Genomic DNA, 23711 nt, shown 5'->3' with positions numbered 1-23711 from the left:
TATTCACGCTTTCGTTGTTTTAGTACAAGTCCTTCGTCACCTTTTCTGAAGATATGCTATACAAAAGGAGGAGCCACCAGGTCAGCTGTTTATCGATCGGCTTTCATCGCCGGCGGCTGTGTGGGTATGGTTTCTTTTTTCCAAGATCGATTCATTTGAATGGCAGCCGCAAAAAGGAGAACAGCTAAAAAGGCGAAAACAAAGACGGCGCTTGCCGCACCTGCCCACTCAAGGCTAAACCCAATCAAAAAGGACAAACAAGCTCCACCTAAACTAGCGGCGGCAATAAAATAACTCGTGGCCTCGTCGATGGCATTTTCAATCATTAATGCAGATGCCGTCAAGGCAATGGGGAACATGCCAGCTGCGCACAGACCGATGAAAAAGATAAGAATTAGCTGCGCGGCGATGTGGGTGGCTAGAGCAAATACGGCGAGCAGCACAATCATCAGCGCTGCGCTTAACTTTAAAAAACGCAGCGGATGCAACTGATCGGCTTTTCTCGCAATGACAGTTCTGCCAATGACGATCGCTGTCCAAAAAGTAGAGACCGCAAAAAGACCCCAGTTGTCTCCCCCTTTTTCTAGCATGATCGACGGTAAAAAGTTCGCAAAGTTCGTTTCAATTCCTGCGTAGAAACACGCAAAACAGATCATAATCACCACAATCATTCGATTCCCTCGATCAAACAGCAAAGATGGTTTCTTCATGTCTTGAGAAGGAGCTGCCATCTGTCCACGAGGGAGTTTATTCATAAAAGTAAGCCACAGCATAAGGAAAAAAGTCAGTGCACCGACTTGAAATAAAAATACATAATGCCACGTTTCCTCTGTCACAGTCAGCAGAATCAATAGTGGAAATAATAATGCACCTAATCCAAAAAAGACCTCCATGATGCTGATTCGCTTTGCACTGTTTGCCATTGAAATGACATACGCCCCGGCCGTTGTCTCAAGACTGCCAGCACCGCTCCCAAGGAAAAAACCTGCCACCACAAGAATCGTCCAACCTGGCACCAAAAGGCCAAGAAGAAGCGCTCCGATCATCAGCAGCAATCCCATCGTCAGAACAGCGCCGTAGCCTTTTTTCCTCACAAGAATGGGCGACAAAAGAACGCCTGTCAAAAAGCCAATAAACTGAAAGAAGATTAAAGAAGATAATTCCCCAGGACCCTTATCATAACTAGACAGCAAATAAGGCGTTAAACTGCCAAAAAACACATGAATGGTCCCAATAAAAAAATAAAAGATACAGCCAAAATAAAACACCTTTTTCATCTTTTCACTTCCTCTAAAAAGGAGCGGAGTCATGATATCCTCCGCTCCACCTCTTCATTAATATGCGCGGGCAGAGACGACAGCCTCTTCCCTCTCGAAGCACGTATTCAGCGCAGCCTGCGCGCGATAACCATCTTCAAAATCAGCTACCTTCATATGAGATGGATATGAGTTTGTATTTACCCAATGCATCAGCTGATCACGGAATGTATCAGACCATCCATAAAATTCATTTGGTGGATCTGTCAGCAATGTTTGCGGCATTTGATGACGCTCTACACACAAACCATCACTGATCTCATATTCGTTTTTCATGTTTGTATGGTATTTAAAAACCTTGTCATGCCCCACTACTTCTACACTAAATCCACATTCCTCCGGCTGCGTACTTTTGGACGTCACCAAATGAAAGAACACTTGATTCTCCATTTGCCCAAAAATTTCGGTATGGTCATCAACCTGTACCTTTTTCTCTTCTTTTTCCTTTACATGTGTCAGCATCTTCGTATTAAGGGATTCTTTTTTCATTTCACTGCCAAATAAGTACCACAGCATATCAATCAAATGAATCCCTAAATCTCCTAAAGCCCCGCTTGTACGCAGACTTTCGCCGCTGTCTCTCCACGAAAATGTCTTTCTTCTAAGAGCACTATTTTTCTTAAAATGTGTCCGTACTGTCAAAACGCGTCCTAATTCACCATTGGCGATCAAGTTCTTCAAAATATTCACAAAGGATAAATAGCGATAGTTAAAGCCCATACTGGCTTGAACCTGGAACTGTTTGGCTGTCTCCACCATTTCCTTCGCTTCTTTTAACGATACAGCCATCGGTTTTTCACATAAAATCGGCTGTCCTGCTCTAAGCGCCTGAAGGGCATGGTCCTTGTGACAGAAGTTAGGGGAAGCAATGATCAATCCATCTGATGCATCCGCTAGTGTTTCGATACTGGCATACACCCGTCCGCCGTACTGTTTAATAAATCCTTGTGCGACGGATTCGTGCAAGTCATAGACCCCAGATAATTCTGCACCTTTGATCGTTGATAATGCTCTAGCATGTGCTTTTGCAATATTCCCTGCTCCAACAATTCCAATTTTCTTCATGAATGTGCCTCCTCATGTTTATACATCACTGTTTTCAATGTTTCATAGATTCCTTTTGCATACCCATGATGACAAATTTGATGATGGTGCCGTTTGGCTTCGGCTGTTGCATTTTGGACAAGAAAGCCGTGCGTGACGGATTGAAGCATCCGCAGATCATTCCCACTATCACCAAAAGCAAAGCCCTTATCTTTTGACAGGTTATATTGATTCAGCATAAACCGAACGATTTCATCCTTTCCTGTTCCCACTGGTAAAAAATCAACGTCATAGCAATCCGCAGGGTCACCCGCAAGTGGGTTGCATTTGTTGATGTTCACCGCCACACCCTGCTCCTTCGCAAGTGTTTGGATGAACGATAGATGATGGAGATCTGTTCGTTCATCCTGCTCCTGATAATAGAAATTCTTTTTATACCCAGAGCTGCCTAGCTGCGTTTGCGGCCTAAGGGTGATCCCCTTTTCACGTACGGCTTGCAGAATACCTTCAATTTTTTCGTCTGAAAAGCCCTGTGCATCAAGCCGTTTCATCCATTCTGCATCCGGCTGTCCAAATTTCCCATCTGATGTATACACGATTTCAGTTCCTAAATTCGACGCAATAAAATGCGGGAATTGATAGAAACCGCCTTTCTCCATTTTGCTCGTAACAGAATCAAGGCTGCTTCCCGTCACCCAGCCCAGCATGAGCTGGCCGGCTTCGCTCTTTTCTGCCACAAAAGCTTCCAGCCGTTTTACATCCTCTCTCTGCTCCTCGGTCATTCCGTGAGAATAGTAGGTCTCATCGAAATCACAGAAGACGATCCACTGCGGATGTTGCGGTTGATGCAAAAGCTTTTTATTGAATGGAAGATTTGATAACATGATGGACCCCCTCGATGACTTTCTCCTGATCTTGCAGCGGCATACCTGGGTAAAGCGGTAAGTGGAGTAATTGCTGTACGGCTTTTTCCGTATGTGGAAGTGCCGTTTGTTTATACTTTTGAGAAACAAGATTCGTTTGATGCTGATGCGATAAAATTGGGTAATAGACGTCTGTTTCTATGCCCATTTCCAGTAATTTCTCTGCCAGCTCATCTCGGCTCCCCTTCACCACTCTGATCGGGAATAGATGCCATACATGATCGTCTGTCAGCTTCGGAAGCTTAATATAGCCTTCGTCTTCCAGCGTTTGCAGCTGATCTATGTATCTCTTTGCCAAGTAAAAGCGTTTAAAGTTTTGCAAACCTAAATATTTCATTCGTTCTAGTCCGATTGCGGCCTGTAAGTTATCAATCTTGGAATTAAAGCCATAGTCACTGCGCTTCACGTTTTTCTTTCCTGGTTCAAAACCGTGATAGCTGATTTCCATGCATTTTTCGGCTAGGGCTTCATCATTTGTCGCGATGGCTCCTGCCTTTCCGCAAACTCCAAGGTTTTTGTAAGGATTAAAGCTGAGAACAAGTCCATCCCCAAATGCCCCAAGCTCGCTGCTGCCAATCGCCTGACAGCCATCCTCAATGATCGATAGACCATGCCGTTTCGCAATTGTCGAAATGGCCTTCATATCCGCTTGCTTTCCATACAAATGAACCGGGAGAATACATACTGTCTTATCTGTGATATGCTTTTCTATTTCATTCGGCGCTAGGCAGTAGGTGTCTGGATCAATATCGGCATAGACTGGAACCGCACCAATCGCAAGCACTGCATTTTCTGTTGCAGCAAAGCTGTTGGCAGGTAGGATGACCTCATCTCCAGGATGGACGCCTGCTGATATTAAACTGATCATCAAGGCATCTGTTCCACTTGATGTGGCAATGACATATTTTTTCCCTAAGTACGCTGCGAGCGTCTTTTCAAACTTTGGAATATAAGGGCCTGATGTAAAACGGCCTGAACTTAATACTTCTTTCAGCACCTGCATAATATCATCAATCTCATCCTCTGAAATCAGTTTATCGACCGGCAGGAACGGTATCTTTTTTTCCTTATTTTGTTTATAATGGAAGAGAATTTTTTCCAAACCTGTACGCGCAATATCTTGCTCAAGGAACGCAGCAAGCTTATCATTCGCTAGATTCTTTTCAACTGAATCAGCCTTTACTTGAACACCTTGATTGATCATATCCAGCAACGGTAGATAATCCTTGCTTTTACCTGATATCTTCGTCAATATTTGCATTCCATTCCCTCCAATTAATCAATTCCATTTGTTAATATTTAACTTGTTTCACATTGTAAATGATGTTATCGATTTCAGAACAATAACTTTGTGTAAAGGATTTGTTAATATGTGTACAATTTATGAAATTGCCAAACGCTGCGGAGTTTCAACGACCACTGTTTCTCGGGTGCTGAACAACCATCCATATGTATCCGAAGAAAAGCGCCAGCACATTTTACAGGTGATGAAGGAAATGGAGTATACACCAAGCTCAGCGGCCCGCACCCTTCGGTCACATCAGACAAAAACCATTGCTGTGTCTGTTCCAGCTGTGGACCATCCTTTTTTTGCACAATTGATTAAAGGCATTTCAAAGGAAGCGCTGGATCAAGGGTATAAAGCCATCGTGCTCCAGACGTTTTATCAAGAATCAGCAGAACTTGAAGGGCTTCAATTATTAAAAAGAAAAGAAGTAGATGGTGTCATATTGGGGGCGTTAGAAAATAAGTGGGCAACAATCGAGCCATTTTTAGCAAACGGCCCGATCGTCATGGCAAATGAATTTCATCAAACAGCAGACATTCCGATTATCGGATATGATGAGCGGGAAGCTGCTTATAAAGCGGTTGACTACTTGATTCAATCAGGGCGTACATCCATTGGATTTTGCTTTGATACAGAAAGCAGTGAAGCGCAAAAACAAAGAAAGCAAGGCTATCTTGATGCGCTTTCTGATCACGGTTTGCCGCTTAAAGAAGATTGGCTGTTCGGCGAGGCTTTTACCATTGAGGACGGCTTTCGTTTAATGGACTTAATCCACCGGATGCCGGATGCGCCGGATGCGATTTTCACCGGCAATGATCAAGTGGCAGCAGGCCTCATTAAACAAGCCATTTCATATGGATATCACATTCCTAAGGATTTAGCGGTGATCGGTTATGACAATCAAGACATTTGTGAGGTGACAGCACCAACGATCACGACCATCGACATCCCCATCGTCGAGCTCGGCCAGCAGGCTGTAAAACAAATGATTCAGCTGCTCCAAGATCAAAAACCATTACAACGTGAACATATTCAGCTACCTACTCGGCTTGTCACACGAGAATCCACATAAAAAAAAGACTGAGAAATCTCTCAGTCTTCCATTTTTCAATCAATCGATCAACCTATATAAATTGAGCAAGAATGAATGTCCATATACATACGATGCCGAGCAAAATGAAGCTGTACTTCACTGTTTTTTGGAAGAGCTCAGATTCTTTACCTGTTTCTCCAACAGCTGCTGTTGCAATGGCAATGGATTGTGGAGAAATTAATTTCGCCATCACACCACCGGTCGTATTTGCCCCGATTAACAAACCTGCCTGAGAGCCGATTTGAGAAGCGGTGACTGCTTGAAGGTTACCGAATAAGGCATTGTTACTCACAACAGATCCCGTAATAAACACGCCGATCCAGCCAAGCACTGGGCTGACAAGCGGGAATAAATCGCCTGTTTTAGCAAGCGCTAGTCCGATAGCAGAACTTAGACCTGCAAAGTTCGCCAAGTTGGCAAAGCCCATGACAAAACAAATCGTAAGAACAGGGACCCAAAGCTCTTTGACCGCTGCATTTAAGCAGGCAGCCCCTTCTTTTAATGTAATATGTCTGCTGAACAATCCTGTCAGCATCACTGCAATTAGAATAGCGGTACCTGTTGCACTAATAACATCAATTTTAAAGATCGCATCAATCGGTGTTTCTGTTTGAGCAATTGGCGGTAATTTCACAATTTGCTGATGCAGAAACGGCATTTTCACTAAAATGGTTGTCCAGTTGAGCAGTCCTCCTTCAGCAAATAATGCTTTAAAAGCTGGTAGGCTCCATACAGTAATGACGGCAGTTAAAATATAAAACGGAGACCATGCTTTCAGCACCTCAACCCCGCTATACGTTTGTTTCTTCTCAATGGCTGGTGCCCCTGCTTCACGATAAATATGTTTCGGCTGCCATTTTCGAAGAAATAAAGCCAAAATTCCCATACTCGCTAAAGCTGAAATAATATTGGCAAGCTCAGGACCCATCGTGACCATTGTAACAGCCTGCAGAATCGCATAGCTTCCACTCACAACAAGCAAGGCTGGAAGTGTTTCTTTGATCCCCTTAAAGCCGTCTACAATGAGAATAAGCAGAAACGGAATACAGAAAGAAATAAACGGAATGGTGTACACAAGGGTTTGAGACAGCTCAAGCGGCGTCATATTTCCCATTTGCGCCCCTGTAATAACCGGAATACCTACTGCACCAAAAGCGCCAGACGCAGCATTTGCAATCAAGCAGAGCATGGCGGCTTTCAGTGGTTTAAACCCAAGCTCTGTTAAAAGAGCGGCACTAATCGCAATCGGTACACCGAATCCAGCGGCTCCCTCTAAAAATGCGTTAAAACTAAAACCAATTAATAAGAGCTGTAACCGTTGATCTTGAGAAATTCCTGCAATACTAGAACGAATGACATCAAACTTTCCAGACTTCACAGCAATTTTATAGAGCCATACGGCCATGATGACGATATATCCAATCGGCCACAGCCCATTAGATACACCGAGCACCACAGCAGAGAATGCTTTTTCAATTGGCATATGAAAGAAGAAAACAGCTGTTACAAAACTGACGATCAAGGTAAAACAAGCGGCTAATACACCTTTTAACTTAAATACAGTTAATGCAAGTAGAAAAAACAAGATTGGAAGCATGGCCACCAATGCACTGACGAACTCATTACCAAACGGATCATATATTTGCTGCCACATAGTGATTCATCCTTTTCTGCTCAGATAGGTTGCCTTTGATTGATTAAAAATGAGGAGCTAAAATTTCTTTTAACACATTCACACTGTGTGCGAACTTTTCTTTTTCTGTGTCATTCAGTGCGAGCTCCATCACTTCTGTTGCACCATTTCGGTTCACGAGGGCAGGTACACCAATGTAGACATCTTCTGCTCCGTATTCTCCATCTAAATAAGTGCTGACAGTCAAAATGCTGTTTTCATTGTGTAAAATGGCTCTAGTAATACGGGCTAAACTCATCGCTACACCGTAATAAGTCGCGCCTTTTTTCTCAATGATTTGGTAAGCGGCATGACGGACATTTTCCATGATGTCGTCTAAATCTTCTTGTTTGTATTGGTCATTTCTCTTCATTAATTCTGTGATCGGTACACTTCCGATATTCGCATGGCTCCAAACAGCAAGCTCTGTATCCCCATGCTCTCCAATGATGTACGCATGCACATTGTGCGCCGCTGCTTCAAAGTACTCACTAAGCATGTATCTGAATCTTGCCGTATCAAGCGTTGTTCCACTACCAACCACTCGTTCTTTTGGCAGTCCGCTGAATTTCCAAGTCGCATATGTCAAAATATCAACTGGGTTCGTAGCAACTAAGAAAATACCATCGAATCCGCTTTTCATCACATTGTCTACAATGCCTTTAAATATATTTAAATTTTTCTCAACAAGATCAAGTCTCGTTTCACCTGGCTTTTGGTTTGCACCAGCGCAGATACATACAATGTCAGCATCCTGACAATCCTCATAATCTCCATACCAAGTATTCACAGGATGCGGGGCGAATGCTTTCCCGTGGTTTAAATCCATGACATCACCCATTGCTTTATCTTGATTCAAATCGATGACTACCAATTCATCTGTGATCGCTTGATTTATTAATGTAAAGGCATAACTGCTGCCGACAAAACCTGCTCCAATAAGTGCTACTTTGTTTACTTTTTCGTTTGTCATTTATCTCATCCTCCTGAGTAAAACTAGGTTGTTTTTATATGTGAAGTATTTCACATTCTTATTGTGCAATACTTCACAAACTTTTGCAAGGGGATTGCTCAAAAAAATAATGTAGCCATTTTGTGAACACTCTTATTGTGGTTTTAAACTGCTGTCCCCATACATTTTCTCATAAGAAAAAAGCCGCCAAACACTCTTTGGCAGCTTCTTTCTTATTTAATAAGGTCCCCAATTGATCATGACACCGATACAAATAAAGACAAGGCCGATGACGAACCAAATGAGCGCAAGCGGCACCATAAAACGCAGCCATTTCACGTATGGAATCCCACTTGCAGCCAAGACAGCCATCAACACACCTGAAGTCGGATTCACGCAGTTGACCACCCCTTCACCGAGCATCACTGCTTCTACCGCTACTTGTCTCGTGATACCCATTAAATCAGCAAGCGGCGCAAGAATCGGTATAAAAACAACCGCTTCTCCTGATCCTGATGAAATCAAAAAGTGAAGGAGCGCACTGGCGATATACATGCCGATCGCACCAGCGATTGGACTAAACCCTGTCAGCATACTCGCAAGCCCATTCACCACAGTATCAAGCAGCTTGCCGTTTTCCAAAATGACTGAAATGCAGCGTGCCATGCCGACAATGAGTGCGCCGTATACAAGGCTTTGACAGCCGACAATAAACGTTTTTGCAATATCATTGGCAGCTAATCCCCCAAGCAGACCAGCAGCAATTGCCATGAAAATGAATACACCAGCCATTTCCTTATCGGTCCAGCCGAGCTGAAGCGCACCATATAAAAAACCCCCAAGCGACAAACCGCACACCGCTAAAATCAGCTTATGTCTACCGGTGAATTCAGGCTTGTCCACAGATTCCGCATCAGCTCCTCCTAGCCCTTTAGCTGGAAACCACTCGTCACCAAGCAGGCTTCCCTTTTCTTTATTTTTCAAGCGTTTTGTATATAAATAGATGTACACAATACTAGATAGGAGAAAACAAAGATAAATGATGACACGCAGCCCAATACCAGAAAAAATCGGCAGTTCTGCAATCGTTTGTGATAAACCTAATGGAGATGGAGACAAAATAGTTGCGTTAAAACCTGCATAACAGCCGATGTAAATAACCGCCGCTCCCGCCACTGCATCCCACTTTAAAGAACGTGCCACAATGATCCCAATAGGAATAAAACCAATGACCGAGTTCACCACAATTCCGGTCGTCCCAAGTACAGAAAACAATCCGCCAACAATACAAATAAACAATAGCTGTTTCGTTTGGAACCGGCTGATGACATTGTGAATCATCCCGTTAATGGCACCTGTCTTTTCTAAAATCGCAATGGTTCCGCCAGTAAAAAGAATCAGAAAAATAATAGAGGATGAACCAACCATCCCTTCTTGAATCGCTGTAAAAAAACCAACCGGACTAACTGGTGATTGATCAATACGGTGATAACTGCCAGGAACAGCTGTTGTGATCTCTCCTGACGTTTTCCGATCAAATTCACCGGCTGGTACAAAATACGTTGCGATCGTACAAATTAAAGCAATCATAAATAAGAGTACATATGCATCCGGCATCTGAAGTTTTCTTTTTTGTTTCTCAGGTGCTGATACTGTCGCTGTTTTCATCTGTCAAAACCCCTTTGTCCCGATCGGAATTTCACTTAATTTTCTGAATAATAAAATGATGTGTTATATTATAAACACTGATGATATTTAAGATCAATATTATTTCACTAAAAGAATGTTTTGGCAGATTATCTGTCAGCAAGGAGGCTTCTCATGACAACTTTGACAAACGAGATGAAACAAACCGTAACAGACATCTTTGAACATCTGCACGCCCATCCAGAAATCAGCTGGGAAGAGACAAATACGACAGCTTATATTGAAGCTCTATTAAAGAAATTAGGCTGTAAAACGAGAACATTTGAAGACTGTACAGGGGTAATCGGTGAAATTGGGGAAGGCGCACCAGTGGTTGCTGTGAGAGCCGATATTGACGCACTGTGGCAGGAAGTAGATGGTGTATTTCAAGCCAACCATTCATGCGGACACGATGCACATATGACGATGGCACTTGGGACATTCATGGCATTGAAAGAAAAAAAACTCCCAAGTGGCACGATCCGATTCATTTTTCAGCCTGCCGAAGAAAGAGGAGGCGGCGCTTTAAAGATGATCGAAAAAGGTGTGTTAGCTGACGTCGATTATTTATACGGGGTGCATGTGCGCCCAATTCAAGAAACCTTAAACGGACGCTGCGCTCCTGCCATTTTGCACGGATCAAGTAATCATTACGTCGGGACCATTCTAGGGGAGGAAGCACACGGTGCACGCCCGCACCTTGGGGTCAACGTCATCGAAGTTGCATCTACGCTTGTGCAGAGACTGGCGCATATCCATGTCGATCCACGAGTCGCCCATTCTGTGAAAATGACCAATTTAAATGCAGGCGGTGGCAGCTCCAACATCATCCCTGGCAAGGCCTCTTTTACACTCGACGTTCGGGCACAGACAAACGAAGTGATGGATGAATTAGAAAAGGAAATTGAAAGAGCATGCCATTCTGTAGCGGATGCTTTTGGCGCCTCTATCACACTTTCAACTGATCATCGTCTTCCAGCTGCGACATTAAATGAAGAAGCTGTGGAGATCATGTCACATGCCATAGAGCAAGTGCTAGGCAAAGAACAGCTCGATCCACCGATCGTGACGACAGGCGGAGAGGACTTTCATTTTTATGCAGCTGAAGTTCCGCATATTAAATCGACGATGCTTGGTTTAGGCTGTGATTTAAAACCAGGGCTTCACCATCCTTATATGACATTTGACCGCTCTGCCATTTTTACCGGCATTGAGATTTTGACGGAAGCTGTATACGAAACACTTCAGCAGCATTCATCGTAAAATAAAAAAACCACCCGTCTTTCCTGAAGAGGGTGGTCTCCTTTATTTTACGCATTCACATCTGTCATTGCCGGTACATTGATTTCTTTGACACAGGACACCCTGGATAGATGAATGACACACCTTGCCAGCTCGACAATATCTTGTACAGGTATTCTCGTTTCATCATACAGAGCAATGGCTTTTTCAGCGCCATCTTCGTACGGAACTTCTGCCGCCAGCTCTCCTGGATTGATACAGGTAACGGATATTTTATCTTTCCTCACGTGCTCTCTTAGTGCGTTCACAATACCACGAAGCCCAAATTTAGAAGCAACAAAAGAAACCTGAGACAAATTCGTATGGTCAAGTCCCGCAGTAGAACCAATGACGATGATCTTTCCATTCTCAGATGTCCTTACGTGCGGAAGCAGAGCTTGGATGTAGGTAATCGTTGAGGTAACGTTCACATTGATTAAATGAGCGATATCCTCCGGTTGATCAAAATCGAAAGAATAATCATCTTCAAAGCCGCGTTTTTCCCATAAACCGACGTTATAAATGAGTACATCAATTGTTTGATTCTTCAATGCTTCGAGCATAAAAGGGATATGGGTTTGGCTTGATAAATCGATCTTCAGCCAGATTCTACGCACTCCGTCATCTATATTCAAACTGCTTGGTTCACTTCGTGACACAATCCATACTGTATCTCCACTTGAAGGAAGACCTTTTACAAAGGCATCCCCTAATCCTTGACTCGCACCAAATATGATATAGTTTTTACTCATGCTTCCTCCTTCATGGCTCACTTACGAGCTTCCATCCATACACCCATGCATCTGTAAGCGTTTTATACCTATATCATACAATGTCTTATACATGCCTGCCCCTTTTATGCTCATCTTCACTTTCTAAATGGCCTAGCTTCCTTATTTCCTTTAATTCCGCTGGTAACGCACGCTCTTCTATAAAGCTTTTGATCATGTCGACAAAAAGTTCTTTCTTTTCAAAAGTAAACGTATGTCCAATGTCAGGAACGATGAACCCGGCTGCATTCGGGTGTGCATTCGTGATTTTCTCTGCTGACCTAGTCATAATGCTCTTTTCCTTTTCTCCCACTGTCACAAGAATCCGTGCCTTCGCTTGTTGAAACGTCTCAGGGAGCTTGTAATGAAGATTTTCTTGAAACATCGTAAGCAGCGTCTTCTTCTGCAATTGTTTGGAATCCGCTGCATAATAATCCAGTACATCGTTTGGAAGTCCCATCTTTTCTGCTTGCAGCTGGATGAACCAATCTTTTTTTAATAACGGATATGTAAGAGGTAAAATGGGCCTTACCATCAAATAGAGCCATGGTAATGGCAACACAAGGGCGCTATTGATAATGGCGATGTCTGCGATGTCTGGCTCTCTCGATAACACATCAACGGCTACCTGTGCACCTAGAGAGAAGCCAATTAGAATGACTGTACGACCATGTGCATGCTCCTTTATCCATGAAATGATTTCAAAAGCACTTTCTCGCATGGAAAACGATGTTTCATTTGCTCTTGTCCCGTGACCAATAAAATCAGGGGTATAGCATTCATACGTTTCCTTGAATATTTCCATATGCTCCTGCCACATCCAGCTGCTTACGCCTCCACCGTGCAGGAAAATCATCATTGGTTTTTCCACCATCGACAACTCATCCACCATCCTTATATATAAGAAAAAGCAGTCGCTTTTTGAGCAGACTGCTTTTTCCATATGCTCCCTTCTATTATAAGGGAACTGTTATACAATTGGCTATTTTTTCAAATCTTCGATCGAGTTGACGTTTTTCATATAAGTCGGAACAACGAGACCCATGCGAAGACCCTTCATACTTGTACCAAGATCATCATATTTTCCTTTAAACTTCGCTGCATACGTTTTATGCGTATTTGGAAGCCATGCAGATAATGATGCATCAGCACTTCCGGTTGCAATTGCTGTCCACATTGGGCCTGCTTCAACCTGAGTCAAGGTCACTTTAAAACCAAGCTCACGCAATACCTCTGCGGCCACATTGGTACTTGCAATCTCACTATCCCACGCAACGTAGGCAAGATTGATTTTGTCACCGTTTGACTTTTTCACGCCTTTTGTCCATTTCGCTACTTGATCTTTATGCTTTTTCACATATTTAACAGCAGCATCCGTTGGTTTGACGCCATCTTGAATATCAAGCATCACTTCGCCCATATCATCTTGAGACCATTTAAATTGACTGAGCATTTTGGCTGCTTCCGGCTGATCCTTCGCAAATCCTTTACGTGAAATGGTGTGAATTTCTTCTTCCTCACCATATGATTTTTTCGGATCATCTAAATATTTTAAATCGTAGCGGGAAAACATCCAGTGAGGATTCCAGCCAGTGATGATAATCGGTTTTTTACGGTCATACGATTTCTTCAATGTCGCTGTCATCGCTGCACTTGAGGCAGACACAACCGTCCAATCCTCTAAACCGTAGTCCTTTTTCGCTTGATCCGTCAGCGCCATAATACCTGAACCCGGATCAATACCGATAATGGTTTTATTCACTTGCTGTGCTGCACTCGCATTTGAGTCCGACTTTGCACCACAAGCGGCTAGTAAAAAGACAAGCAGGGCGGTCATCCCAATGTAGAGAGACTTTTTCCACATTAAGCATTCCCCCTGGTTTTTTTCGTTTTAATGTTTTGTGTAATACGATCCAGTGTAATCGCTACGATAACAATGGCAATACCAGCTTCAAAACCAATCCCTGTTTTCAGCTGCGTTACTGCACTATATACTTCCGAACCAAGTCCTGGTGCACCTACCATTGCCGCAATGACGACCATGGATAGAGCAAGCATGATACTTTGGTTAATCCCAGCTAAGATGGTTTTTGTAGCAAGTGGAAGCTGAACTTTGAACAAACGCTGGAATGTCGTTGAACCAAAAGCTTCTGTTGCTTCAATTAAATCAGATGGTACTTGTTTAATCCCGAGAATGGTCATACGAATCGTTGGCGGCATAGAGAAAATAACCGATGCCACAACGCCAGGTACTACTCCAATGTTAAAGAAGAAGATTGCTGGTAAAAGATAAACGAATGCAGGCATTGTCTGCATTAAGTCTAAAATAGGTGTGACAATTTTACGCACTGTTTCCTTCTGTGATGCCCAAATACCGATCGGAACCCCGATCACGATAGAAATGACCACAGCTGTCAGAACGAGCGCAAGTGTTTGCAGCATTGGCTGCCAGTAGCCTAAATAGTCGATCAGTAAGAATCCAATAAGTGTGAAAAGAGCAACTCCTCTTGTACTGATCCACCAAGCAATGCCGGCAAAGATAAGCGTTAAAATAATGGATGGAATGACGCCAAGTGCAGCTACAATACCATTTACTGTTCCAGCTAATCCATTTGTGATGCCATCAAAGAAACCACCAAAGGTTAATGTTAACCAGTCAACAAATTGATCGATATAATCCGCGAACGGAATTCTAGGTAAATCACTCATACTAAACATCTTATTCTACCTCCTGTGCAGAAGGCTCTTGTGCTTTAATTTCCTCTAGCTTGTTAGAAGACATGTTGATATATTCATCATTACCTGATAATGCACCAATCAATGCACCTCTGACCACAATACCCTTCATTCTGTTTTTCTCATCTACAACGGCAATTGGAATGTTCGCATCAGACACCGCGTCAAAGATCTCTGTTAAATACGTTGATTCCAATACTGTCGTAAATTCTTTATCAAGAACAGTTTCTAGCGACGCACCCGTTTCTGCCGCTTTTTTCGCTGCTTGTGCAGAAATAACACCTAATAAATGCTTTTTCTTATCTACTGCATAGATAGACGAAATACCAAGGTTCTTCATGAGCGTGAGCGCAACACGTGCCCCTTTATCAATCTGAACTGTTTCTGCACGTTTCATAATATGACCAGCGGTTAATACTTTAGAAAGGTCTACATCTTCAACGAAACGTTCAACATACTCGTTCGATGGGTTCATCAGAATTTCTTCTGGTGTTCCGATTTGAACGATATTCCCGTCTTTCATGAGGACAATGCGGTCGCCAATACGAAGCGCTTCATCTAAATCATGCGTGATGAAAATAATTGTTTTTCCTACAGACGTATGAAGCTCAAGCAATTCATCCTGCATGTCTTTACGAATTAATGGATCTAGTGCGCTGAATGCTTCATCCATTAACAAAATATCAGGGTCATTAGCTAGTGCACGTGCCAATCCAACACGCTGCTGCATACCGCCACTTAATTGATTTGGGTACTGCTCTTCAAAACCTTCAAGTCCAACAAGCTTTAAAGATTCAAGCGCTTTAGAGCGGCGCTGTTCTTTTTCTACACCTTGCAATTCAAGCCCGTATTCTGTATTCTCCAGAATGGTACGATGCGGGAACAATGCGAAGTTTTGGAAGACCATGCTGATCTTTTTCCGTCTAACTTCACGCAATTGATCCTTTGACATATTTGTTATCATATCCCCATCAATATAAATTTCGCCGGAGGTTGGTTCGATTAACCTATTTAGCAGCCGCACAAGTGTGGACTTTCCGCTCCCTGATAGCCCCATGATGACAAATATCTCGCCGTCATACACATCAAAATTTGCTCGATTGACACCAACTGTTGCGCCGGTCTCTTTTAGGATTTCTCTCTTTGTCTTCCCTTTTTCAAGCATTTGAGATGCTTTTTTAGCATTTTTACCGAAAATTTTAGATACATTATTTATCTTGATTTTGATCTTTCTCTCTTCAGAATTCATTTTTTCCCTCCAAATTAGCATCTTTATAACCGTAACATAAGCGTTATGATGCGAACAATCTTTAGAATTCGCTTATTTCCGTACAATATGTATGAATTCCATATAGAGGTCTGGTGATTACAGTTTATACGCCGTATTACTCGTAAATCCTATAGAATGCTTCATAAACTACATATTTTACGGGGTATTTTCTCTCACCAGACAATATTTTACTGGAAATTCCTTATTGTGCTAAAAAATAAGTCGAATCCTTGTGATAGCGGGCTTTTTCTTTCATGGGTGAACCATGCCCCTGAACAGGATTTACCCGAAAAAGGTCACATAAAAACCTTTTTTCTCAAATTTTAATCAAATTCATGAAAAAACTGCCTGCAACTTTCGTTACAGACAGCCTGTTTTTTTAGGACTCTAGGGCAGCTCTCTTAATATTATCTTGAAGTTCAAGCATACGTTTTGTTCCGTCCTCACGTAATCGTTTGTTTTCTTCTTCAATCTGCTTCGTCTCTTTCATCCCTTGTACAATCGTATTAAAGGATGATTCGATCGTTTCAATGTCGATGCTTGGACGACCTGATAATTTAGCAATCTCAACACTTTGACTTGAGATATTTTCAGCATTTCGTTTCAGCATTTCATTCGTTCTTCTGTCCAGCTCACTCATGGAATCAGCCACAAGCTTTTGTCTCTTCGCTGTTACCGCTTGAATGATTCCATTTTTGAAAATTGGAATCGTAATGATGAAGGCAGAGTTAATTTTCCCGATTAATTTCGTATTACCACGCTGCAGCAAACGGATTTGCGGTGCCGTTTGAAGTGCCACCATCCGTGCCATATCAAGATCATATACACGTTCTTCAAGCGCTTGAATCCCATTACGAAGCGTATCCAGCTCCATTTGTGCCAGCTGGTTTCCCCCCGCCGCTTTTTCTTCATAAGAAGGAACCAATTGTTTTAATTCTTCGATCTTCATTTGCCCTGCGACGACATACTTTTCAAGCTCCATATAGTATTGAATATTATGCTCATACATTTCTTCAAGCGTAACCGTCGATTTGGTCATTTCATCTTTGTATTTACTAATTTCCACATTGATTTTTTCAATTTCTGCACCGAGCGTTTGATATTTGCTGAAAATCTTCTCGATCATGCTGCCGCCGCGTTTAAAGATTTTTGATAACAAACCGCCCTTTGGCTCGTCAAAATCATTTTTATCAAAACGATCCATAATCTTTCCAAGCTGTGTAAGCATCGTTCCTGAGTCTGTGACACTTGTTGAACGCATCATAGAGAGGATACGGTCAGAAAACTTAGAGATTTCGACAGCCGGCTGTTTTCCGTATTCAAGCAGTTCAAGCTGATTTTTGGCATCAATCTGTCTCGCAATGTTTTGGACTTCTGGTTCATTGCGCAGTTGAACGCGAATATCGTCTGCCTTTTCAATCGTGATTTCCTCTTTATCAATTGAAATGATGTCATTTCCGTTTGTATTTGTCATAAGCTTTGATCTCCTTATCGGTTTTTAATGGATTGAAATAACTTTCTCACAATGGACGGCTCTTTAAACTCTTGGTTCATGACCATTTCATCAAGCCAATGTGTATCAAATAATTGATCGTCTATATACCGCTCTATACACTGATAGCCGGCGGGATGATACACGAAGAGATCCACACCCATTTCATTTAGGAAAATCAGGGCAGCCGCATCAGAACGAGTCAGCTCACCATTATATTCCGTATGGTATAAAATCACTTTCGGTACAGTCTGGGCATAATCAAAGGTTTGAATGAGTTCAATTACATCTTGGTTCATATGCAAAAGCTGCTTGAATAAATAAATACGCACATCTAATTCGGTCTCATGACCTTCTTTTAACAGCTTCGGATGCTGACAAATTCGAGAAATGGCCTCTGCGATCGCACGCTGCGTGCCCTCATATAAATGCGAGAACTGCCACACATTGCTTTTCATTAACAAACCAGGGTCAACCTCTCCTGCTTTAGAGAGTGCATGCTGATAATGAAATTGATAATTCGAAGACACTTCTTGTGTGAAAGGGAAATGACGGATCGTTTTCGTTTCTTTCCCCTCCATTAGCGTATGGATACGGTCCCAATATTCTCGCTTGTCTCTCGTCACCCCCATCATCTTCGCAAAAAGATTCGGAATCTGTATGGTGTCACGGTCTGCTTTGAAATTCGGGCGGATAAACGACCGTTCCTTTGCAATTAAAAACAGCTCATCATACGTTGTCTTTAGCGTAATAGAATGAGGGGTATGATCTCTGAATTGCCATGGCTTATATAGCATGGAATCTTCTGTGTGAAGTACCTCTTCAAGCTCTCTTGTCGAACGGTACGCCACCGTTGATTTCCTCTCAGGCTTTTCAGTAGGGAACGGTTCAAGCTTTGACGTCCCTGGATACTGATCAATAAAAGTCAGCTTTTCTTCTGGATCTAATTCACGAAATTGATCCTTGCCTTCTGGATGAAACAGCACCACATCACAGCCAATCAGCATGACATAGTAAAGAAAATAAAGCTGACTTTTATTCGCCTCTCCATACCAAATGACAGCTGGCATTTTTTCTTCCATATTGCCTTCCTTCAGCCATGGTCCTAGATGATTATTTGAAAACTTCACCACATCTAGCAACACACGGCGGAAATCAGGATGCTGGAATCCCCCTTCATGCAGCTGCTTGAAATGTTCAAACACCTGGATTAACGAAAGGCGGATATGCCGGTTCATCACTGGGTTTGGATGACGGACAATGAGCTGTTCACCGTCTAAGAAAGCCACAAATCGATTCACGGACAATCCCTTTTCTTCCTGATTGATCATATGAATCCGCTGGAGCGCTTGAAAGTGCTCCGGCTCAATATGCCGGTTGAGGGTTTCACTTAAAATATGCATGCCGTCAGTTTCGTATAATTCATGCAAATAAATAAAATAATCGGTTGCATCATGCGGAGTTCCAAGGACACGGGCGGCGAGACGCGGCAAGGATAAGGTGTGCTCGTCCTTGACGTAGCCGTCTCGTTCAGGGAGCGGCTTTTTCAGCAGGTTTTTCCAGGCTTCCTGTTTCGCCCGTGTCTGGGTTACGTTGATTTCTTTATAGCTCACGCCGCTCCTTCCTTTCTCCTATATTTTCTCGAAAGCTACTACTATCATATCATTCAGCCTTCTACTTCTGCTATCGAATCGAAGGCTTTTTTGCTGTGTTCATCTTCTTTGCGACAGAAGCGGCGATTTCGTCTGCCGCCGCCATGCCAGAGGCTGTCGTCGGTTCAAGCGATAGATCAACATCTAAGACTTCCCCATGACTCGGAGCGAAGCCTTTATCCGCTTGACGTATGAGATCAGCATCTAACAAGGAGTCGCCCGCACCATATACATATTCAAGGTGTAGCCTTTCTTTTAGAAAAGCAACAGCAGCCCACTTATTGAGCGGCTTTGGAATAAAATACAGCTTTCGACCCTGAAGGGAAACTTGCCAGCCTCTCTCCTCACCCCACAGCCTTAATTCAGCGAGCGGAATATGAGAAAGAAACTCGTCTTTCATAATTAAATAAAGAAATCTTCCCTCAGCTGTTCGAGTACGTTTCACCCAAGCGGCAACCGGAAGTTCAGAGATCGCCCGCAGCATATCTCTCACCGGCATACACTCTTGCAGTCTCTCATCTACAATCGCCTGCCACTCCTCAAGCGGCTTACCGTGATGAAGGATACAGCCGCCGTTTGTCGTGACGGCATACTCTGGTTTGATCTCTTGCTGAAAGAGAGTGATTCGTTCAAATTGTGCTGTCGTTCTTGTCGTCACTGGGATAAACCAGCCTGCTTGATGAATTGCCTGTAAGGAGGCTTTCGTTTCAATAGACATGTAGGAAAGCGGCCGGTCGTCCAGCACCTCAATTAATTCGTATGCTCCCTTGTATGCATACTGCTCCAGCATTCGATGTGAGTATATCAGTGTCCGGTCTAAATCACTGGCAAATGCGATATTCTTCATGACGATTGCTCCAACGGGCGGATGAGTCCGCAGCATGTGTAGGACATGTTGGCATATTCAATGACGGGCACGCCTCTGTCCTCTGCGAGTAGTAAAATGTGCTTGAGCTTCTCCCGAGATCCAGGCTGAATGAGTATTTTCCAAGGGACTCTTCTGAGCAGCACACGGGTCGTCTCACCGACACCCGGCTTAATCAAATGTGTATTGTCTATTTTGAACTCCTGACCAATTGCTTCAATGGAGGTCATCCCCCGCCAGTCAGGAGGCGTTCCTTGTGCGAGCAGAGTCTCTGCTTTCTCTTGTACATTTGCCTTAAGTTCAGAAAATGCTTCTTCAATTGTATTCACGTACAGATTAGAGACATCCTCATCAATGAGCTCTTCATAATACTTGGCCCCATGAAAATCATCGGCTTGGATCCAGCGGTTGTTTAGCACCGTTCGACTAACTAGGCCAGAGACCGTTGAATTCAAGCAGGCACTTGGAATGAGGAAATCCTCTCTCGTTCCGTAAACACTCGTACAATAACCAGGATCAGCAAGCACAGCTAGCTCACTCGAAAGACGAATTCCATATTTCTGTTCAAAATCAAGCACCGCTTTTTGAAGCTCTTTAGAAATAGCACCTTTTCCGGTCCAGCCGTCAATAAAGGCAATCTCAAAACCTGGATGTTCTTTGAGGATATAATGTAGCGCATTTTCATCTATTCCACGGTCACGAATAATAGAGATGCTATAATGCGGCAAATCGAGACCATACGTCTTTCTGATATACCGTTTAATGAGCACCCCGATTGGTGTCCCAGCCCGTGCCAAGCTGCAAAGAACGGTTTGAAATCCTCGCTTTTTCACAATTTGTTCTGCGACAACCGCTACGGCTTCCGCTACCTTTTGCTTACTTTCTTCAAGAGATTGATAGAATAAGTCCATATAAGATGCCGTCGGCTTATATTCAATTGGCAGCATTTCTGAGTAATGGGCACCGCTCTGAATAGAGCGCTCCCGCTCCTCAGTACTTTTCTCCATCTCAATCGACGATAAATCCTTGAGTAAGAAGGTTACGTCCTGCTCTGGATAGCTTCCCATCTTTGTATACACGTTAGTCATTCACCTTCACCTCATCTGATAAAGTCACAATATGCACATGCTTCACATGCCGCTCAGCAAATAAGTGGATCAGCGGCATCAAAGCTTCTTGAGACACCTTTTTCTCAAAAAACAAAAAGACATCATCGTACTGATCTTTAGGGATATTGTACACGTAGTGCTGAATGCGGGCATCTTCTGGACTCAAAAATGCGAATCCGTTTTGAACAGCGTACCCTTCCTTTTCAACCGGATGAATCGGACTTCTTGTCGTCGAATGAAAAAGGACACCTTCGCCCATATGAGCTGCAAGTCTCATCGGCACATACATCAATTCTCCTGTTCCTAAGCAGAGGGTCTGTTTTCCTTTTCGTTTTCGCTGAAGCTTCAGCCCAGCCTCAGCAGCTGCTTGATCAATGGCATCCGTGTCCGCTGCGCTTAAACCGAAACGACCTGTTTCATGGATATACGGCGAATGCCCCGCCGGATTGACTGCATGGGAAAGTGAATATGGCACTTGCTTAAAGAAGGATTGAAGAGAATGAAAAGAGAGTTCAGGTCTTTTCTCTTGCTCAGCAATTTCATACGAATAAGCAGGCTCATCCAGCGTTGTCCCCCGAAACATCATCTGCCCTTTTAATAAAGATAATGATGTGATATTTACCCCTAGCTCCTCTTGAAGCTGAAGCATCGCTTCCTCGTGCTCCTCTGTTCTCCAATCTAAAATGGATAGAATCGTATAAGAGGACCTAGGGTGCTTTGCGTGCAGATCCCGAATGATATTCATATTTGTCCGACCTGTCGTGACCTCATCATCTACTAGCACAATCGGGCGATCCGTCCGAAGTAAGGCGTCGTCTGCGTAGCAAAGCTGATCTGTCGCATGAGAATGTTCCTCTTCAAATACGAGTGAAGGATCAAGATCCAACAGCTGTTCACGTGTCGTATGAATGTAAGATGCTCCTTCTATGACGTCATACACACCATGACCAAGCGCAGTTGCCGTTTCAGCAAAGCCGATCATAATCGGCTCGTTTACCGCAGAAAGCTTCTCTTTTTTGAGCACAGCATAGGCTTCGGTTAACTTAACATGATCATTCGTTTTTAGTGCTTCTACTATATCGTCTTGATGCGGGGGCGTCTTGCCTGTTTGTTCTTTTGCATAAGCCATTGCCAAAAGACCTGAGATGAGGAGTGGTTTCAACGGGTGAACAGGCATATGTTTCCCGAGCACCTTACTAACAAATAAAAAGGCTCTCTTTTTGTTCACCCGTGCCGCCATGTCAAAAAGATGTTCTTTTTCAAGCTGAAGCGTACCCTCTTTGAGGTTAAGCTCCACCTCCATATGTTCCAAGATGTTCAGCGTATGCGGCTTCTGATTCTGTGAGTATGTCGATATAGCTTCTATTTTCATGAAACACCCCGTAAATGTCTGACTTCATTAAAATGTTTTCCGCCCAGCGATAGTGCGGCTTCGTTTCGTTCATTTTATTAGAGAAGGTACTCTTCATCACGCCGACTGTACCATCTGCATGTTCTAAAATACTTAATGCATCCATGTACTCTTCCTTTGTGACAACGTACATGCTTTGAACTGGCTTGAGATGTGTTGGATGGATGACTGTCTTGCCATGAATACCGTTTACCACATCCAGCCTTGTCTCTTTGAGCAGACCTTGCATATGATCGAGTTCAGATGAGGAAGATTCACCGCTCTTAGAAATTGCACGGATGAATGGATTTTGTTCTTTTCGTGCCGGTCCAAAATGCTCCCATACAGCTCCTGATATCACAAAAGAACGACCAAAATAATTGATGATATCTGTGATCAACTCAGCAATGACTCTAATCTCATAAATGGTGGTCTCGCGATCACGGCGAATGCCGTATAATCCACACAGATCCGTTGCCCCAATGCGAATATTCAAAATATATTCCTCATCATTCAGCATGATCTGCTTTAATTCAGACAACACCTGATATCTCGTTTCTTTTTCCAGTAAATCTGGTGTTTCTAAAATGGGCATTCCGTATAGTGTTTTCTGAGTTTGTGCTGAAGCCTGTTTCAAACTGTTCACATATTCCTTTGCATTGTGAACGGAGCACTTTGGAAACACAAAACCAGTCAGTAAATGAAGAGAGGGACCGAGCAAATCTGCCATTTTGAGCAGCTGTTTAGGCGAACGAACCCGAATAAATAAAAGCGGCAAATGCTCAGCTATTTCTGGAGAGTGATGAATTGTCTCAGAAAGGCAGGTCAATTGTGCCACTATATTCTGTTCAGCCATGTCCACTTCCTGATCACCAATGGCGTCCTCCAAGCAAAACACAACAGAGCAAAGCGCTTCATATTTCTGCGAAAGCAGCATGTCTGCTACATCCTGTCTTGTCGCAGGCATATATAAAGTAGCACCTAATGCATGCGCAAGTACATGCCTTGGCGTCAATGAATGAACTGCCGCCGGCCGCTTAAAAAAAATATCGTGCTGCCTCGTCTCTGATAAAAAACGAAAATATCGCATGCAGTGCCACCTCCTGTTGTAATGACTTGATGATTCAAAAAAGGATGGAGCCGCTAGTCAACTCCATTCCTTTTTGATCGTC

At 43.2% G+C, this 23711-nt stretch carries 20 protein-coding genes; 2 read left to right on the top strand and 18 right to left on the bottom strand.

Annotated features, from left to right (window positions below):
- Positions 1 to 89: 89 nt before the first annotated feature.
- Genes AC0VYC_RS01775 through AC0VYC_RS01760 form a run of 4 tightly spaced genes read right to left on the bottom strand, consistent with a single transcriptional unit; the run spans position 90 to position 4544 of the window.
- Positions 90 to 1277 carry an MFS transporter gene (locus AC0VYC_RS01775; protein ID WP_369456767.1) on the bottom strand — a complete coding sequence of 396 codons (1188 nt, stop codon included), beginning with the start codon at positions 1275 to 1277 and terminating at the stop codon, positions 90 to 92.
- A 57-nt stretch (positions 1278 to 1334) separates the two neighbouring features.
- Complete coding sequence (locus AC0VYC_RS01770) at positions 1335 to 2381, bottom strand: Gfo/Idh/MocA family protein (RefSeq protein WP_007498302.1); 1047 nt, start codon at positions 2379 to 2381, stop codon at positions 1335 to 1337.
- Positions 2378 to 3244, bottom strand: coding sequence for an HAD-IIB family hydrolase (locus tag AC0VYC_RS01765; RefSeq protein ID WP_203144078.1), 867 nt, complete (start codon positions 3242 to 3244; stop codon positions 2378 to 2380). Before AC0VYC_RS01765 ends, AC0VYC_RS01770 begins: the two co-directional genes overlap by 4 nt.
- The gene (locus AC0VYC_RS01760; protein WP_256688979.1) at positions 3219 to 4544 is read right to left on the bottom strand and encodes a DegT/DnrJ/EryC1/StrS family aminotransferase; all 1326 of its coding nucleotides are present in this window, start codon (positions 4542 to 4544) and stop codon (positions 3219 to 3221) included. The genes AC0VYC_RS01765 and AC0VYC_RS01760 overlap by 26 nt, the downstream gene beginning before the upstream one ends.
- Before the next feature lie 109 nt (positions 4545 to 4653).
- Here AC0VYC_RS01760 and AC0VYC_RS01755 point away from each other — a divergent pair, with 109 nt between their 5' ends.
- Positions 4654 to 5643: a LacI family DNA-binding transcriptional regulator gene (locus tag AC0VYC_RS01755; protein ID WP_255816840.1), complete on the top strand. Its 990-nt coding sequence runs from the start codon at positions 4654 to 4656 to the stop codon at positions 5641 to 5643.
- A 52-nt stretch (positions 5644 to 5695) separates the two neighbouring features.
- Here AC0VYC_RS01755 and AC0VYC_RS01750 read toward each other — a convergent pair whose 3' ends face one another.
- The 3 genes from AC0VYC_RS01750 to AC0VYC_RS01740 all read right to left on the bottom strand — a co-directional run bounded on the left by AC0VYC_RS01750 (position 5696) and on the right by AC0VYC_RS01740 (position 9956).
- Positions 5696 to 7318, bottom strand: coding sequence for an L-lactate permease (locus AC0VYC_RS01750; RefSeq protein WP_475389265.1), 1623 nt, complete (start codon positions 7316 to 7318; stop codon positions 5696 to 5698).
- Positions 7319 to 7361: 43 nt separating this feature from the next.
- Positions 7362 to 8309 carry an L-lactate dehydrogenase gene (locus AC0VYC_RS01745; protein WP_475389263.1) on the bottom strand — a complete coding sequence of 316 codons (948 nt, stop codon included), beginning with the start codon at positions 8307 to 8309 and terminating at the stop codon, positions 7362 to 7364.
- A gap of 216 nt (positions 8310 to 8525) precedes the next feature.
- Positions 8526 to 9956, bottom strand: a complete 1431-nt coding sequence (locus AC0VYC_RS01740) for a YfcC family protein (RefSeq protein WP_007498311.1) — start codon at positions 9954 to 9956, stop codon at positions 8526 to 8528.
- A 153-nt stretch (positions 9957 to 10109) separates the two neighbouring features.
- Between AC0VYC_RS01740 and AC0VYC_RS01735 the strand changes: the two genes are divergently transcribed.
- Positions 10110 to 11237 carry a M20 peptidase aminoacylase family protein gene (locus AC0VYC_RS01735; protein ID WP_144679683.1) on the top strand — a complete coding sequence of 376 codons (1128 nt, stop codon included), beginning with the start codon at positions 10110 to 10112 and terminating at the stop codon, positions 11235 to 11237.
- 47 nt (positions 11238 to 11284) lie between these two features.
- On the opposite strand, the gene AC0VYC_RS01730 is transcribed toward AC0VYC_RS01735, so the two are convergent.
- The 11 genes from AC0VYC_RS01730 to AC0VYC_RS01680 all read right to left on the bottom strand — a co-directional run bounded on the left by AC0VYC_RS01730 (position 11285) and on the right by AC0VYC_RS01680 (position 23629).
- Positions 11285 to 12007 (bottom strand): SDR family oxidoreductase, encoded by a 723-nt coding sequence (locus tag AC0VYC_RS01730; RefSeq protein ID WP_110487696.1) that lies wholly within the window; start codon positions 12005 to 12007, stop codon positions 11285 to 11287.
- A gap of 85 nt (positions 12008 to 12092) precedes the next feature.
- On the bottom strand, positions 12093 to 12899 hold the full coding sequence (locus AC0VYC_RS01725) for an alpha/beta fold hydrolase (protein ID WP_475390001.1): 807 nt from the start codon (positions 12897 to 12899) through the stop codon (positions 12093 to 12095).
- Between the two features lie 108 nt (positions 12900 to 13007).
- Positions 13008 to 13889, bottom strand: coding sequence for a glycine betaine ABC transporter substrate-binding protein (locus AC0VYC_RS01720; protein ID WP_024718998.1), 882 nt, complete (start codon positions 13887 to 13889; stop codon positions 13008 to 13010).
- A complete protein-coding gene (opuAB, locus tag AC0VYC_RS01715; protein ID WP_024718999.1) occupies positions 13889 to 14734 on the bottom strand; it encodes a glycine/proline betaine ABC transporter permease subunit OpuAB in 846 nt (281 codons plus the stop codon). The genes AC0VYC_RS01720 and opuAB overlap by 1 nt, the downstream gene beginning before the upstream one ends.
- Positions 14735 to 14744: 10 nt before the next feature.
- Positions 14745 to 16010: a glycine/proline betaine ABC transporter ATP-binding protein OpuAA gene (gene opuAA / locus AC0VYC_RS01710; RefSeq protein WP_017358586.1), complete on the bottom strand. Its 1266-nt coding sequence runs from the start codon at positions 16008 to 16010 to the stop codon at positions 14745 to 14747.
- A 400-nt stretch (positions 16011 to 16410) separates the two neighbouring features.
- Entirely contained in the window at positions 16411 to 17505 is a 1095-nt protein-coding gene (locus tag AC0VYC_RS01705) for a toxic anion resistance protein (protein WP_024719000.1), read from the bottom strand.
- 14 nt (positions 17506 to 17519) lie between these two features.
- The gene (locus tag AC0VYC_RS01700) at positions 17520 to 19136 is read right to left on the bottom strand and encodes a YceG family protein (protein WP_039166379.1); all 1617 of its coding nucleotides are present in this window, start codon (positions 19134 to 19136) and stop codon (positions 17520 to 17522) included.
- Positions 19137 to 19206: 70 nt separating this feature from the next.
- Positions 19207 to 20022, bottom strand: coding sequence for an HAD family hydrolase (locus AC0VYC_RS01695; RefSeq protein ID WP_034647502.1), 816 nt, complete (start codon positions 20020 to 20022; stop codon positions 19207 to 19209).
- A complete protein-coding gene (locus AC0VYC_RS01690) occupies positions 20019 to 21128 on the bottom strand; it encodes a cysteine protease StiP family protein (protein ID WP_058336321.1) in 1110 nt (369 codons plus the stop codon). Before AC0VYC_RS01690 ends, AC0VYC_RS01695 begins: the two co-directional genes overlap by 4 nt.
- Positions 21121 to 22452 carry a phosphoribosyltransferase family protein gene (locus AC0VYC_RS01685; protein WP_256689332.1) on the bottom strand — a complete coding sequence of 444 codons (1332 nt, stop codon included), beginning with the start codon at positions 22450 to 22452 and terminating at the stop codon, positions 21121 to 21123. The genes AC0VYC_RS01690 and AC0VYC_RS01685 overlap by 8 nt, the downstream gene beginning before the upstream one ends.
- Positions 22436 to 23629 carry an HpcH/HpaI aldolase/citrate lyase family protein gene (locus AC0VYC_RS01680; protein WP_256688975.1) on the bottom strand — a complete coding sequence of 398 codons (1194 nt, stop codon included), beginning with the start codon at positions 23627 to 23629 and terminating at the stop codon, positions 22436 to 22438. Before AC0VYC_RS01680 ends, AC0VYC_RS01685 begins: the two co-directional genes overlap by 17 nt.
- Positions 23630 to 23711 lie beyond the last annotated feature (82 nt).

It is taken from the genome of Bacillus sp. iso_77, assembly GCF_056173625.1.
Note: the sequence above shows the minus strand (reverse complement) of the source record. Positions and strands in the feature narration are given on the sequence as shown.